Source organism: Duganella margarita (assembly GCF_009857535.1).
In the GTDB taxonomy this organism is placed as follows: domain Bacteria; phylum Pseudomonadota; class Gammaproteobacteria; order Burkholderiales; family Burkholderiaceae_D; genus Rugamonas; species Rugamonas margarita.
Genome location: NZ_WWCS01000011.1, coordinates 101682 through 116777, shown reverse-complemented (window position 1 = coordinate 116777; position 15096 = coordinate 101682). Strand labels below are relative to the sequence as shown.

Here is a 15096-nt window from a genome sequence, read left to right as displayed (position 1 = left end):
ATGGAACGATCATGAGATTCTCGCTGCCTTCTCCGGCCCGCCGCGTTTTGCTGAGCCTGATGCTGCTGGCCTCGGCCGCCGCCGCGTTTGCGGCCCAGACCCAGATCGCCCAGGTGCCGCTGCTGAACATCACCGGCACCGGCACCGTCAAGCCGAATCTGATGCTGTTGTTCGACAACTCCGGCTCGATGGACCAGGCCTATACGCCGGACTACGTGGACGACGCCATCTGCCGTGGCGCCGCCACCCTGGCCGCCAGCGCAGTCAGTTGCGCGCCGGGCCATCCGCCGTACATGACGGCCGACTTCAACAAGCAGTACTACAACCCGGCGATTCTGTATGCGGTGCCGGTCAAGGCCGACGGCACCTTCTATCCGTCGCAGACCACCTTCACCAAGGTCAGCAACGACGGCTTCAGCGTGCGCTACAGCGTGCTGGGCGGCACCCCCAGCAGCAACGCCTCGACGGTCAACCTGCTGACCGAGTTCCCCGACCTGCGCTGGTGCAATCCCAATAACAGCAACGACTGCGGCACCAATACCACCACCTACACCTATCCGGACGCCACCCATACCTCGGCCACGCAGATTTCCGGCGGGCCGTACTACTACAACATCGGCGTCACCGAATACTGCACCGACGACACCATGACGGTGTGCCGCACCACCTCGGCGGGGGCGGGCGCCCCCACCAATTATCCGGTGGCGGTCAAGGTGCGCTGGTGCAGCGACAAGGCGCTGACCGTTTGCCAGGCCAAGCAAGTGGGCGCGTTCAAGTATCCGCGTTATTCGACCTCGGCTGGTTCGGTCGCAGCCTACGCCACCATCGCCATCGGCACCTCGCTCGCTACCGGCGCGCTGGACATCAGCAGCGTGAGCATCAATGAGGGCGGCACTAGCACCACGCTGACGTCGGGACCGGTCACGGCTGCCGGCGGCACCACCACCGCCATCACCCGCCAGACGATGGCCAATGCGCTGGCGTCCAACATCAACAGCTATGGTGACACCAAAATTCCCGCGACGCTGCGCTACCTGGCCTGCGTGCGCACGCCGCCGTCCGGCAGCAACGTGCCGACCTGCGCCGGGCTTGGCATCACACTGAGCGCCGACAACATTGTCGGCGTGGTGGCGGTCGATTGCAGCAGCACGACCAAAACCGCCGTGAGCTGCCCGCGCATCTTCGACGCCTCGCGCTCGGGCTATGCGCTGACGGTGATCACGTCGCCGCCGGCGGTGGTGCCGTCTACCGCGCTGCTGACTATCGCCGGTCCGGCCACCAATACGCTGTTTTTATCGACGACCATCAAGCTGGACAGCACCACGCTGGCCAGCAATATCGCGATCCCGGCCAATGCCAGTGCCACCACTGCCGCCAGCGCGATAGCCAGGGCCATCGGCGTCAATGGCAACGTCCGCGGTTACGTCGGCGGCAATGGCATAACCGACATCTGCGGCGCCGCCAGCACCAGCACCGTCTGTCTGGTGAATGTTGCGGCCACTGGCAATGGCCAGGCGCCATCCGCCACTGCAGTCTCCGGTCTGAAGTTTACTGCCACCAAGAGCGCCGGCTTTGCCGATACCATCCCGATCACGACGGCGCCGATGTCGGGCGGCTCGACCGGGCCGAGCAGCTTCGTCCGCGTCAACATCGTCAGCGGCAGCACCTACCCGAAGGGCAGCGACCGCACCGATTGCGTGGCCCAGGCCGGCGTCTGCACCTACCAGGAAGAAATGACCAACTTCGCCAACTGGTACGTCTATTACAAGACCCGGCTGCAAATGATGAAAACCTCGGTGGGATTGGCATTTGCCGCGCTCAATGCCAACTACAAGGTCGGCTTCGCCAAGCTGTCGGTGGTGGCCACCGGCGGCGCGATGGACATCATCCCGGCCGATTTCACTGGCGCCTCGCGCAGCAGCTGGTATAGCAAGCTTTACGCCACCACCACGTCCGGCTCGACGCCGACCCGTCCGGCGCTCGACAATATCGGCCGCATGTTTGCCAACCAGACGCCGTACCAGTACGCGGCCGGCCAGGAAGTGGTGCAGTTTCCCTGCCAGCAGAACTTCGTGATCCTGACCACCGACGGCTACTGGAACGGCGGTTCGACCAAGAACTACAACGACGATTATTCGCCGGTGGTCAACAACGACAATGCCGAGAGCACCGCGCGCTTCTGCAGCTACGCCTCCGGCTGCGTCGATACGCGGGCCCAGAGCGTGCCGTCGCTGGCCGACGTGGCGCTGCACTGGTACAACGGCGGCTCCAGCGACGGCACCATCTCGCTGCGGCCGACGCTGGAACCGAATATGGCCAAGGCCGGCTCTGTGCCGGCGCGTTCCGGCGAAAACACTCACCTGCACATGAACACCTACACGCTGGGCCTGGGCGTGGACGGCGTGATGAATTACGACCCCAACTACGACACCACCGCGCGCAAGGTCGGCGGCGACTTCTACAACCTGATCACCCGCGTGGCCACCGGCTGCCCATGGAACAATAACGGGCCGTATGTCTGGCCGAATCCGGACGTGACCAACGGCGGCAACACGGTGCAGGAGCGGGTCGACGACCTGTGGCACGCGGCCGTCAACGGCCATGGCAAGTATTTCAGCGCCTCGCAGCCGAAAGAGGTGGTGGCCGGCCTCAGCGAAGCGCTGTCGAATATGCAGATCCGCCTCGGTGCGGCAGCGGCGGCGGCTACCTCGACGCCGAATATCTCGCTGCAGGACAATGACATCTTCTCCGACACCTTCACCACCGTGAAGTGGTACGGCGAACTGGCGGCCAAGAAAATTAACACCTCGACCGGTGAAGTCGGCAGCGCCGTCACCTGGACCAGCTCGGACACAGTCGGCCGCAACCCCGGCCCCACCGGCCCGACGGGACGCATCATCAAGATGCTGGACACCACCAACGGCACGCTGAAGGACGTCACCTACGACAACATGAGCACGCTGGAAAAAGGCTGGTTCAGCAACAAGTGCACGGCGCTGGCGCAGTGCACCCTGCTCACCACGGCCGAGCGCGCCACCGTCAACGACGGCGCCAACCTGGTCAACTGGCTGCGCGGCGCCCAGACCTACGCCGACGACCACCTGTTCCGCGCCTACACGCTGACGGATCACACGCCGGCCGGCCTGAACGGCCCGATCCCGATCCTGCTGGGCGACATCGCCTCGTCCAAGCCGGCTTATCTGCGCGACTCGCGCAAGAATTACACGCGGGCCGGCTACGCCGCCTTCAAGGCCGGCACGCAAACCCGTCCGGCGACGGTGCTGACCGCCGCCAACGACGGCATGCTGCACGCCTTCGACGCCACCAACGGCAACGAGCGCTGGGCGTATATGCCGCGCATCACCATGAAAAAGCTGTATCTGCAGGCCAGCACCACCTACGGTACCAACCACCAGTTTTCTACTGACGGCTCGCCCGAGCTGGCCGACGTGCAGATCGGCGGCGTGTGGAAGACCGTGATGGTGGCCGGCCTGAATGGCGGCGGCCGCGGCTACTACGCGCTGGACGTGACCGATCCCATCAATCCGGTGGCGCTGTGGGAATTCTGCGCCGATTCCACCGTGTGCAGCCGCAATGACCCCGACCTCGGGCTGACCTTCGGCAATCCGCAATTCGGCCTGTGGAACAACCAGTGGGTGGTGTTCCTGACCTCCGGCTACAACAACGTGCCGGGCACCGACGGCGTCAACACCGGCAGCGGCCAGGGTATCCTGTACATCGTCGATGTCGCCACCGGCGCGGTGCTGAAGAAAGTCTCGACCCAGACCGGCGACACCACCACGCCGTCCGGCCTGGCCAAGATCACCTCGATCAGCAGCGACCCCAACCTGGACCCGGCTACCACCTACATCTACGGCGGCGACAACAACGGCCGCATGTGGCGCTTCGACCTGACCGACGCCACCGGCGCCACCGTGCCGGTGATCAAGATGGGCGACGCCGGCGCCACCAGGCCGATCACCACCCGGCCGGACGTGACGCTGTGCGCGATGACCACCAGCAGCACCGACAACGGCGTCACCAGCAGCGCCACCACCGCACAGCGCGTAGTGCTGTTCGGCACCGGCCGGCTGCTGGACGTGCCGGACACCACCAACACCGACGTCCAAAGCCTGTTCCTGCTCAAGGACAGCGGCGCCCCCATCAACAACGTGCGCGGCAGCACCATGGTGCAGCAGACCCTGAGCCAGGTCGGCACCAGCAGCAATATCAGCTTCGCGCTGACCAGCAACCCGGTCGACCTGAGCCAGAAAGACGGCTGGTTCTTCGACTGGAGTGTGACCGCCGGCGAGCGTATGAACCTGGACCCGCAGATCGTCAGCGGCGTCGCCAACGTGGTGACCAACCTGCCGTCGTCGTCGTCGGCCTGCTCGGTGGGCGGCACCAGCAATGCCTACCAGGTCGACGTCTGCACCGGCACCGCGCTGCCCAATACGCCGGCCGGCACCATCCTGTCATCGGACTCGGCGGCGGTCGGCTTCATCATCTACCGCCTGCAAAACGGCCAGCTGAAGATGACTAGCACGCTGGCGACCGGCATCACCAAGACCGGCCAGCTACAGGAAGGCAAATCGGCCGAGGCGCACCGGGTTGGCTGGCGCCGGGTGCAGGGGGAATAAGTTGCTGTCGCCGGGGCTAAGAGCCGGTATAATCGAGGGTTTGCAGAACCGCCTCAGATCGCTCACACATGTCCAACGATAACGAAAACGTAACTCCCGACAGCCACGACGACAGCGCCTTGTCCGCCAGCGCCAAGACGCCGGCGCTGATCGCGCGCGAAGTACAGCGCCGCCGCACGTTCGGCATCATCTCCCACCCGGATGCGGGTAAAACCACGCTGACCGAAAAGCTGCTGCTGTTCTCGGGCGCGATCCAGATGGCCGGTACCGTCAAGGCCCGCAAATCGGGCCGTCACGCCACCTCGGACTGGATGGAAATCGAGAAGCAGCGCGGCATTTCGGTGGCCTCGTCGGTGATGCAGTTTGAATTCCGCGACCACGTGGTCAACCTGCTGGACACGCCGGGTCACCAGGACTTCTCGGAAGATACCTACCGCGTGCTGACAGCGGTCGACTCGGCGCTGATGGTGATCGACGCCGCCAAGGGTGTGGAAGCGCAGACCATCAAGCTGCTGGACGTGTGCCGCATGCGCAATACGCCAATTGTGACGTTCATGAACAAAATGGACCGCGAAACCCGCGATCCGCTGGAACTGCTGGACGAGCTGGAATCGGTGCTGAAGATCCAGTGCGCGCCGGTGACCTGGCCGATCGGCATGGGCAAGAACTTCCGCGGCGTGTACCACCTGCTGAACGACACCATCATGCTGTTCAAGGCGGGTGAAGAGAAGGCCGACGGCGCGTTCGAGCTGATCGAAGGCATCGACAATCCACGCCTGCAGGAAATGTTCCCGCTGGAGATGGACCAGTTGCGCATGGAAGTGGAGCTGGTCAACGGCGCTTCGCATCCATTCGACCTGGAGCAATTCCTGGCGGGCGTGCAGACGCCGGTCTTCTTCGGTTCGGCGATCAACAACTTCGGCGTGCGCGAGATTCTGTCGGCACTGGTCGACTGGGCGCCGGCGCCGCGCGAGCGTGACGCCACCGTGCGCGCGGTCGATCCGAAAGAAGAACCGTTCACCGGCTTCGTGTTCAAGATCCAGGCCAATATGGACCCGGCGCACCGCGACCGCATCGCCTTCCTGCGCGTCTGCTCGGGCCGCTTCGAGCGCGGCATGAAGGTCAAGCACCTGCGCCTGGGGCGTGAAGTCAAGGTATCGTCGGTGGTGACCTTCATGGCATCGACCCGCGAGCAGGTGGAAGAAGCGTACGCCGGCGACATCATCGGCCTGCCTAACCATGGCAACATGCAGATCGGCGACTCGTTCTCCGAAGGCGAAATGCTGACCTTCACCGGCATCCCGTTCTTTGCGCCGGACTTCTTCCGCCAGGTCCGCATCCGCAACCCGCTGAAAATCAAGCAGTTGCACAAGGGCTTGCAGCAGCTGGGCGAAGAGGGCGCGGTGCAGGTCTTCAAGCCGGTGCAAGGTGGCGAGCTGGTGCTGGGCGCGGTCGGCGTGCTGCAGTTTGAAGTGGTCGCCAGCCGCTTGCTGAACGAATACGGCGTCGACGCCGTGTTTGAAAGCACCAGCATCAGCAGCGCGCGCTGGGTATCGAGCGACGACAAGAAAGCCCTGTCCGACTTCGAGGACCAGCTCGGCCACAACGTCGCCTACGACGCTGCCGGCAACCTGGCCTACTTGGCGACCTCGGGCGTCAATCTGCGCCTGACGCAGGAGCGCTGGCCGAAACTGCAGTTCCACGCCACCCGCGAACACTCCGCCAAGCTCTAAAAAAACCCGAATTAAAAAAACCCGAATTAAAATGCGCGGAGGAGGGCGGGGACTTCGCTGCTGAGCTCGCGGGCCAGGTAGCCCAGCGGGCCGTGTTTCAAGGCGAGTTGTTCGCCCGCCAGCGCGTGTAGCGCGATGCCCCAGGCTGCCGCCTGTTCCAGCGTCGCGCCGCGCGCCGCCAGGCCGGTGATGATGCCGGCCAATACGTCTCCCGATCCCGATATCGCCAGGCCGGCATTGCCGCCTTCATGACGCCATTGCTGGCCGTCGGCCGCCGCCAGGATCGTGATCGCTCCCTTCAGCGCGACGGTGGCCTGCCAGCGTTGCGCCGCCAGCCGGGCGGCGGCTTCGGGCTGGGCCTGGATGTCCTGCTTGTCGGCACCGGTCAGGCGCGCCAGTTCGCCGGCATGCGGGGTCAGCAGGACGGGGCGGTCGAAGCGGAAGCCGTACGGCGCGGTCTCCGTGTCGCACTCGGCATCGCGGCCCACCACGCTCATGCCGGCCGCATCGAGGATCAGGTGGCTGTCGCTACAGTGCGGCAGCAGGCTGCGCACCAGTTGGCAGCAGGCGGCCTCGTCCTGCATGCCGGGGCCGATCAAGACCGCGCTGGCTTGCTGGCAGGCCTGGTGCAGGCTGGACGCCTGATCGGCCAGCAGCCCGCCGTCCTGGGTTTCCTGCAGGCTGATCACCCGCGCTTCCGGTACGGCAGTGCCGATGTGGGCGGCCACGCTGGCCGCAGTGGCGATGGTCAGCTTGCCGGCGCCGGCGCGCAAGGCGGCGCTGGCGGCCAGCAGCACCGCCCCCGGCATTTCCCGCGAACCAGCGACGATCAGTACATGGCCGCGCACTTCCTTGTCGGCATCCGCGCCTGGCATCGGCAGCGGCCAGTCACGCAGCAGTTGCGGCGTGATGTCGAGATTCATGATTTCGGCGCGGCCGGCTGGTCGGCCTCGTGCGTCACCGGCGTGCCGGCCTGTTCCAGCGGGGCGACGAAGTTGGCTTGCACCAGCTTCAGCTTGCCGTTTTTGCCCGCATGCGGGTCGAAGCGGTATTCGGTGATGCCGCAGTTGGGCACGTCGCCGGCGCGGTCGATTGCCAGGATGCCGTCTTCATCCAGCCGCTCCAGCAGGTAGCGGAAGCAGTTGACGATGACCTGGTGGCCGACGATCAGCACCCGTTCGCCGCGGTATTCGCGGGTAATGGTGTCGATCACGCTGCGCAGCCGCAGGATGACGTCGCACCAGCTTTCGCCGCCCGGCGGCCGGAAGTAGAATTTGCCCACATGGGCACGCTGCTCGGCCAGTTCCGGGTATTTGTCGTGGATGCCCAGCGGCGTCAGCCGGTCGAGAATGCCAAATTCCTTTTCGCGCAGGCGCTCATCGGCGGCCACGGCGGTCAGCTGGTCGCGGTCCAGCCGGTCCAGCACGGCCGTGGCAGTGGCGCGGGCGCGGACATAGGGCGAATACAGCACCACGGTAGGGCGGCCCTCCGGTCCCAGCGCCTGGAACCAGTCGCTCATGGCCTGTGCCTGGCGTTCTCCCAGTGCGGAGAGCGGTACATCGACGTCGCGGTCGGCGATATCAATATGGAACTGTTTTTCGGCCTCGGCCGCATCGCGGGCGACGTTGCCCGCGCTTTGCCCGTGCCGTACCAGCCAGAGTTGCTGAGGCCACTTTTGTTCCATCAGCCTATCCTTTTCAGATCTAGCTCGACCCACACCGGCGTATGGTCGCTGGGCTTCTCGCGGCCGCGTACGTCGCGGTCGACTTCTGCGGCTTTCAGCGCCGGCGTCAGCGATGGGCTGAGCAGCAAATGGTCGATGCGCAGGCCGGCGTCGCGGCCATAAGCGTTGCGGAAATAATCCCAGAAGGTATAAATCACCTCGTCCGGATGTTTGGTGCGCAACGCATCGCACCAGCCTTGTTTTATTAGCCGGTGAAATGCCTCGCGGGTCTCTGGCCGGAAGAGGGCATCGTCCACCCAGCGCTCGGGTTTATAGACATCCAGTTCGGTTGGCATAACATTGAAATCGCCCGCCAATATGGCCGGCGCGCCGCTGTCGACTAACTGGGCGGCATGCGTGATTAATCGTTCAAACCACTTCAGCTTATAGTCGAATTTCGGTCCCGGCGCCGGATTCCCATTCGGCAGGTATAAGCCGCCGATAATCACGCCATTGACCACCGCTTCAATATAACGGCTTTGCACATCTTCCGGATCGCCGGGCAAGCCTCGGCCAGTTTCCAGTGGCGTAGTTCCACGCGCCAGTATGGCCACGCCATTCCAGCTTTTCTGCCCGTGCCAGATAGCGCCATAACCGGCGTCATTAATGGCTTGCTCGGGAAATTTCTCCTGCGGCGCTTTTAATTCCTGCAGGCAGACGACATCCGGCTTGGTCTCATCGAGCCATTGCAGGAGGGCGGGCAGCCGGCTGCCGATACCGTTGACGTTGAAGGTGGCTATACGCATGGAGCAAGTTTAACCTTCATTTGCCCCTGCCGACGTGCGTCAACGTACGAAACATTCATCTATCCGTGCCAGCTATTGGCGCGATCCAGCCAGCTTCTGGTACCTCCGGATTTTTGTTGTTGACAGCTTGCCCGATTGAGATTACTGTATTACTCAACTAATACACAAATACAACCCCTATGGCCATGCACACAGCTGCCTTGTTTTCGATAGCGACCGGTTCGTCCGATCCTATCTACCGGCAATTAATCGAACAGGTCCGGCGATTAATTGCGGCGGGCGTTTTAAAACAGGGCGATGTTTTACCGTCGGTACGCGACGTGGCCCTGGCCTTGGCGGTCAATCCCATGACGGTGTCCAAGGCTTATAACATGCTGGAAACCGAAGGCTTATTAAGCCGCGCGCGGGGTGTCGGCATGCTGGTAGCGGAAGGAAGTAAGCCGCAGGGACGCGAAAATCTTTTAAGACCGGCATTGGAACGCGCCGCTGCCGAAGCCCGGCAATTGGAACTCGATCCGGACACAGTGCTGCAATTGTTTGCGAAAATTCTTGGAGAAACTAAATGAATCCAGTCGTGGTGGAAAACCTGCATAAAGCCTTCGGCAGCCAACAGGTATTGCAGGGAGTGAATTGGAATATCGCTCCCGGCAAAGTGATTGGTTTATTGGGCCGCAATGGCGCCGGTAAGTCGACGTTGCTGGAATGTCTGCTCGGCCTGCGCGAATCTGATGCCGGCAGCAGCCGTCTGTTCGGTCACCCGGTCACGGCGCTGGATGAGCAAACCCGCGCCAACATCGGCTACGTTCCACAGAAATCCGACCTGTTCGAGTGGTTGACGCCTGTGCAACTTTTAAACTATTTCAAGGCGCTGTATCCGCGCTGGAATCAAGGCAAGGTCGATAACCTGATGGAGCGCTGGGGCTTCCACGGCGAGGCCCGCGACAAGCAAATCGGCCAGTTGTCGGGCGGACAACGTCAGCGCCTGTCGATCATCCGCGCGCTGGCGCATGACCCGCAACTGCTGGTGCTGGACGAGCCGGTCGCCAGCCTCGACCCGGTCGGCCGCCGTGATTTCTTGCAGGAGCTTATCAGCGGCGTCATCGAACGCGACACCACGGTGATCTTTTCCACCCACATCCTGTCCGACCTCGAGCGGGTCGCGCTGGACGTCGCCTTCTTGCAAGGCGGCAAGATCGTGCTGCAAGGCGCGCTGGACGAACTGCTCGAGGGCAAAAACTTGAGCCTGGAAGACCTGTTTGTCGAGGTAACCAAATGACAATCCGCCAGGCCTACGGGCCCATGCTGGCGCAAATGATCCAGGATAGCGCCAGCCGTCGTCAAATGATACGCGCCAGCCTGTTGCTGGCCGCCGCCGAAATCGTACTGCTGGCGCTACACGGCGACCGCCACGGCCCGTCCGGTAATCTGGTGCTGGTCTGTATGCCGTGGGTGGCGTTGCAGCTGTGGTGCGGCGCCTTCTTGAAAAACGCGATCCGGCAGAATCGGCCGGAATACGCCGGTCTGGTGCCGCATTTGCGTAGCCGGCTGATACGGTTGACAGCCGCAATGTATGCCGTCGAGATCGCGCTGCTGGCGGTGATGTGCGGCTTGGTGTTCGGTCACCCCGGCTACGGCCTGGTGTTTGGCGGCGCGTTCGCCGTGTTCAGCATTTTCATGAACCGTTACATGGCGCTGGCGTGGATCATGGCTTTGGCCATTCCATTCGGTACGTCATATGTGATCAACGATTTGCCACGCTTGCTGGCTGGCGCCAACGAAGCAGTTGTGACCGCCACTGCCCTAGTGCCGATCATGTTGCTGGGCGGCTGGGGGCTGCATCTGCTGTTGCCGCGCGGCGGCGATGGCCACTGGAACTGGCAGGCCCGGTTCAGCCAGCGTTATGCCGCGCTGACGTGCGCGCCGGCCAACACGTCGGCCAGGCAAGCGCCGTCGCGCCTCAAGCAAGTGATGCAAAGTTTCTACCTCGCTGCACTGCGCCGCGACAGCCAGCGCGGGGTGGCGCCGGACCGCGCCTTGATGCATGCGATCGGCCCTGGCGCCCATCCGGCCCGCATGATTGCTTTTTCGCTGGTCTCCACGTTGCTGGCGCTGGTAATCGGCCGCTTTCTCAGCGACGACACCCGCGCCGGCATGACGATCGCCACCGGACTGATGCAGCTGGGCGCGGTGCTGATGTACGCCATCAGCGTGGCCGACGATGTGGTGCTGCACGGCGCCGAGCAGCAACTGTACTTCCTGACACCGGCCGGACCGGCCGCCGACCGCATCAATCGTCTGCTGGTAACGACGGTGCTGCGCCGCGCGCTGGCGGTGTGGCTGGTATCGCTGGCTTGCGTGCTCTGCCTGGACTCGGCGCTGGCCGGTCACCCCAGCCTGCACGGCGTGAGCTTTGCCATGTCCATGGTTGTACTTTGGACGGTGACACCGCTGCTGCGCAATTACGCTGTAGCGCCGGCCCGGCGTCTGGGTGTGACGTGGACGGTAGTCATTGTGTTTGTGGTGCTGGTGTGCCTGGGCGCAGTCGGGCTGCTACAGGCGGCGCCCAACTTCCCGTGGTACGCAGTGGGCAGCGTTGCCGGCATCGGCGCAGTCATCTATATGAGCCTGCGCCTGCGCGCGCTGAGGGCGCTGCCGCCGGTGCTGCCGGCCGGAAGGTTGGCGGTCTAAGCCGGCGTGCGCTTGCCCAGCCAGATCACGTCGATCACGGCGCCGACCCAGCCCGCCAGCAGCACGGCCGAGGCCAGGTTGGTGGCCGGATTGTCGATGCCGGACGCATGCACGCGATCCAGGATGGCAAAGGGATCGAGCGCCAGCTTGCCGGCGTCCAGTTCATCTTGTAATTGCGACAGCAAGTGCAGCATGGTGCTCAGTAGATACAGCACGGCGGCGGCGGTCGGCAGCATGAACAGCATGCCGCGCAGTGTGCGGCGCGGCCGCAATGCCAGGTGACCCAGTCCGGGAAACAGCAAAGCGGAGATGAGTACCGCCCTGGATGATGCTTTCATGATGCTCCTGTTGTTACTTTGTGCCGATTGACCGAACGCAAGATTGCAGCGCGGCAGCCAGCGTAGATTACAACATCTTGGCTGCCAGGGGGAATCATGCGTGCTTGGATCATTATCGCTTTGTTGACGAGTTGTGCGGCGCACGCTGCGCCCGGCGAAAAGGACGCGGTGGCGTTGGCCGAGAAGGGCGCGCAGTTCGTGCGCGCACACGGCAAGGCCGAGATGATCGCGCGCATCAACAGCAAGGATGCGGAGTTTAACCAGGGTGCGCTGTACCTGGCGATGCGCGACCTGCAAGGCATCACCGTGGCCCATCCGACCACCGCGCTGATCGGCAAGAACCTGCTGGACGTACCGGACGCCGACGGCAAGCTGTTCCGCCAGGAGATGGTGGCGCTGGCCAAGGGCGTTGGACACGGCTGGGTCGACTACAAGTTCCGCAATCCGGAAACCGGCAAGGTCGAGGCCAAGCGTACCTATGTGCTGCGGGTGGGCGACGTCGCGCTCGAAGCCGGCATCTACAAACACTGAGCGTGCGGACCATGCTCAGCCAACTGAAGATCGGGCCCAAACTGCTGCTGGCCCCCGGGGTGGTGCTGATCCTGCTGATCGTGCTGTCGGCCGGCGCGTATCTCGGACTGCTGCGGCAGAACCAGTCGCTCGACAACATGGTGCAGCAGCGCGCCGTGCGCCTGAAGGCGGCGGCCGACCTGGTGGCCGGCGCGCACAAGGCGCATACCGAAATCTACCAGCTGCTCACCTGGATCAACGCCAGCTTCTCGGCGCCGCGTGTGGACGCGCTGGTACGCGACATCCACCTGCGCCACGCGGCGCTGGACCGCCAGTTCGCGCAGCTGGAAATGGCCACGCAATCCGATCCGGCCGAGCGCCGTTTCGTGGTGCAGTCGCAGGCCGCGCATACGGTGTACGTCAAGGCCATGCAGGACGTGATCGAGCTGGCGATGGCCGACCAGTCGATGGCGGCCAACGCCATGTCCAAGGCCGAGCGGGCCTTCGACGTGGTGGCGCAGCGGCTGGAAGAGCTGTCGCGGCTAGAACAAAGCCTGAGCGAACGCGCCTACGCCGACGCCGAAACGGATTTCCGCGTGCTGTCGACCTGGATGCCGATCGTGGTGGCCTTGTCGATCGCCCTGTCGCTGTTGGTGACCATGGCGGTGCGCAACGCCATGCTGAAGGAGGTGCGCGAGATCGGCGCCGCGGCGGTCGATCTGGCCGAAGGCAACCTGACGGTGCGCCAGCGCGTCTACGGCCGCGATGAAATCGCCGAAACCTCGCGCGCGCTCGACACCAGCATCCGCAACCTGAATACTACGCTCAAGACCATCCTGTCGACCGCGCAGTCGATCGACAGCGCCTCGCGTGAAATCGCCCAGGGTAACGCGGTGCTGACGCGTCGCACGCGCGCGCAAGCCGGCACGCTGGAGGAGGCCGGCGACGCCATGCAGCAGCTGGGTGGGCAGGTATCCGACACCGCCACCCATGCCGAACTGGCCGGCCAACTGGCGCACTGCGCCAACAGCTTCGCCGCGCGCGGCGGCTCGGTGGTGCAGCGACTGGTGGTGACCATGGCGTCGATTCGCGGCAGCACGCGGCGGGTGGTGGAAATCGTCGGCGTGATCGATGGCCTGGCGGTGCAGACCCATATGCTGGCGCTGAGTGCGGCGGTGGAAGCGGCACGCGCCGGCGAGCATGGCCAGGGCTTTGCCGCAGTGGCCGGCGAAGTGCGCATCCTGGCGCAGCGTTCGACATCGGCGGCGCAGGAAATCAAGCTGCTGGTGGCCGAATCGGTGGGGGATATCGACAGCGGCGCGCGCTCGGTGGTGGAAGCCGGCGATAGCGTGGCGGAGATTGTGGCCTCGGTGCGGCAGGTGGGCGACATCATCGGCCAGATCGGCGACACCAGCGCGCAGCAGGCGCACGGCGTACAGGGCGTGCAGCAGGCCATCGTCAGCATGGATCAGGTGACGCAGCAAAACCTGGCGCTGGTGCAGCAAGCTGCGGCCGCCGCCAGCAGCCTGCAGCGGCAAGCCCGGTATCTGTCGGAAGCGGTGGCCATCTTCAAGCTGGATGAGGGCATCGAGCCGCCCGACGCTACGCGTCCGGCCGGCAGCCCGCGCGTGGTGCGTCTGCGGCTGGCGTCTGTCCGGAGTTAGCGGTGGATTAAGCTGCGCGCCAGCGGTCGCCCGGCTGCTGGATGTAGCGGGCGATCACGTATTTCCACGGCATGGCCAGCGGGATGATGATGGCGACCAGGCATTCGATCGCGGTGCCCATGATGTTCTCGTCCATGGCGCCGCTTTGCCACGCGGGCAGGGCGACGATCAACAGCCAGATCGCCTTCCACGCCAGCTCCCAGAACAGCACCGGCAGCATTTGCAGCGGATAGCGGATGCCGATCACGCACAGCAGGCTGAAAGCGACCAGCATGCACTTGACCACGCCCTGCGACAGGCCCCAGGGTTCGGCATGATGGATCACGCTCGGCCACACCACCAGCGCCAGTCCCAGCGCAATGATCAAATATACAGCTCTCAGCGAATACAGGCGAAACAGCGATACTTGCGGCATGGTGCGGCTCCTCGATGTGGATGGGATTACTCGACTTGTTTCAGGACGTTTTCAATCGCGATGATGCGGATCTTCAGGTCGGCCAGCGCGGCTGCCGTCTGCTCCTGCGCGGCGACGGCGCGTTCCGCCAGTTGGCGATAGGCCTCGTTACCCTGTGCTTCCAGCTCGGCCTTCTTGACAGCGGTGCGGGAGCGCAGCAGGAAGATCAGGAAGATGGTCCCCAGCGGCATCAGCAGGGTAAGCAGGTAAATATTTTCGGACATGGTAAGCCTCTACTTTTCAGGATTGGTCGTCAGGGTACGTACTGCTTCGGCGATCGCGGCCGGGGTCAGGTCGATGGCGAACGGCGCGGCGTCGAAATAATTGAGCGCCTTGCCGTCGTTCGACAGCTCCATCTGACTCGTCACCAGGCCGGCTTCCTCCAGCTTTTGCAGATGCAGGTGCAGCAGCGGGCGGCTGATATTCAACTCACGCGCCAGCTGGCTGACGTAGTTCCGTCCACCAGCCGCCAGCGCCGCCACCACCCGCAAACGGTGCGGGTTGGACAGTGCCGCCAGAGTGGCCAACAACTGATCGCCTGTGAGAGATTTGGATTTCATGTGTCAAGAATATCTGACAGGTGAAAGAAATGCAAGCGAA

The 15096-nt window shown here is 63.9% G+C and carries 14 protein-coding genes; 7 read left to right on the top strand and 7 right to left on the bottom strand.

The window, feature by feature from the left end; genetic code table 11:
- Positions 1-11 precede the first annotated feature (11 nt).
- Positions 12-4640, top strand: a complete 4629-nt coding sequence (locus GTP55_RS17760; RefSeq protein WP_161046195.1) for a pilus assembly protein — start codon at positions 12-14, stop codon at positions 4638-4640.
- A gap of 68 nt (positions 4641-4708) precedes the next feature.
- Positions 4709-6373, top strand: coding sequence for a peptide chain release factor 3 (locus GTP55_RS17755; protein WP_161046194.1), 1665 nt, complete (start codon positions 4709-4711; stop codon positions 6371-6373).
- A 26-nt stretch (positions 6374-6399) separates the two neighbouring features.
- Here GTP55_RS17755 and GTP55_RS17750 read toward each other — a convergent pair whose 3' ends face one another.
- From GTP55_RS17750 to xth, 3 genes are read right to left on the bottom strand one after another with little or no spacing between them, the layout of a single operon-like run.
- A complete protein-coding gene (locus tag GTP55_RS17750; RefSeq protein WP_161046193.1) occupies positions 6400-7296 on the bottom strand; it encodes an NAD(P)H-hydrate dehydratase in 897 nt (298 codons plus the stop codon).
- Positions 7293-8057: a histidine phosphatase family protein gene (locus tag GTP55_RS17745; protein WP_161046192.1), complete on the bottom strand. Its 765-nt coding sequence runs from the start codon at positions 8055-8057 to the stop codon at positions 7293-7295. The genes GTP55_RS17750 and GTP55_RS17745 overlap by 4 nt, the downstream gene beginning before the upstream one ends.
- The gene (xth, locus tag GTP55_RS17740) at positions 8057-8842 is read right to left on the bottom strand and encodes an exodeoxyribonuclease III (protein WP_161046191.1); all 786 of its coding nucleotides are present in this window, start codon (positions 8840-8842) and stop codon (positions 8057-8059) included. The genes GTP55_RS17745 and xth overlap by 1 nt, the downstream gene beginning before the upstream one ends.
- Before the next feature lie 179 nt (positions 8843-9021).
- Between xth and GTP55_RS17735 the strand changes: the two genes are divergently transcribed.
- The 3 genes from GTP55_RS17735 to GTP55_RS17725 are packed head-to-tail and all read left to right on the top strand — an operon-like array spanning position 9022 to position 11530.
- Positions 9022-9408, top strand: coding sequence for a GntR family transcriptional regulator (locus GTP55_RS17735; RefSeq protein ID WP_161046190.1), 387 nt, complete (start codon positions 9022-9024; stop codon positions 9406-9408).
- The gene (locus GTP55_RS17730) at positions 9405-10118 is read left to right on the top strand and encodes an ABC transporter ATP-binding protein (protein WP_161046189.1); all 714 of its coding nucleotides are present in this window, start codon (positions 9405-9407) and stop codon (positions 10116-10118) included. Before GTP55_RS17735 ends, GTP55_RS17730 begins: the two co-directional genes overlap by 4 nt.
- Positions 10115-11530 (top strand): hypothetical protein, encoded by a 1416-nt coding sequence (locus tag GTP55_RS17725; protein WP_161046188.1) that lies wholly within the window; start codon positions 10115-10117, stop codon positions 11528-11530. Before GTP55_RS17730 ends, GTP55_RS17725 begins: the two co-directional genes overlap by 4 nt.
- Here GTP55_RS17725 and GTP55_RS17720 read toward each other — a convergent pair.
- Positions 11527-11868: a hypothetical protein gene (locus tag GTP55_RS17720; protein WP_161046187.1), complete on the bottom strand. Its 342-nt coding sequence runs from the start codon at positions 11866-11868 to the stop codon at positions 11527-11529. The genes GTP55_RS17725 and GTP55_RS17720 overlap by 4 nt on opposite strands.
- A gap of 96 nt (positions 11869-11964) precedes the next feature.
- Between GTP55_RS17720 and GTP55_RS17715 the strand changes: the two genes are divergently transcribed.
- Together GTP55_RS17715 and GTP55_RS17710 are read left to right on the top strand one after the other, a co-directional pair.
- On the top strand, positions 11965-12399 hold the full coding sequence (locus GTP55_RS17715) for a cache domain-containing protein (protein WP_110849683.1): 435 nt from the start codon (positions 11965-11967) through the stop codon (positions 12397-12399).
- Positions 12400-12410: 11 nt separating this feature from the next.
- Positions 12411-14042 carry a methyl-accepting chemotaxis protein gene (locus GTP55_RS17710; protein ID WP_161046186.1) on the top strand — a complete coding sequence of 544 codons (1632 nt, stop codon included), beginning with the start codon at positions 12411-12413 and terminating at the stop codon, positions 14040-14042.
- A 7-nt stretch (positions 14043-14049) separates the two neighbouring features.
- Here GTP55_RS17710 and GTP55_RS17705 read toward each other — a convergent pair whose 3' ends face one another.
- The 3 genes from GTP55_RS17705 to GTP55_RS17695 are packed head-to-tail and all read right to left on the bottom strand — an operon-like array spanning position 14050 to position 15026.
- Positions 14050-14457: a hypothetical protein gene (locus GTP55_RS17705; protein ID WP_161046185.1), complete on the bottom strand. Its 408-nt coding sequence runs from the start codon at positions 14455-14457 to the stop codon at positions 14050-14052.
- Positions 14458-14483: 26 nt separating this feature from the next.
- Positions 14484-14720, bottom strand: coding sequence for a hypothetical protein (locus GTP55_RS17700; RefSeq protein ID WP_110849684.1), 237 nt, complete (start codon positions 14718-14720; stop codon positions 14484-14486).
- A gap of 9 nt (positions 14721-14729) precedes the next feature.
- On the bottom strand, positions 14730-15026 hold the full coding sequence (locus tag GTP55_RS17695; protein WP_229258021.1) for an ArsR/SmtB family transcription factor: 297 nt from the start codon (positions 15024-15026) through the stop codon (positions 14730-14732).
- Between the last annotated feature and the right edge of the window lie 70 nt (positions 15027-15096).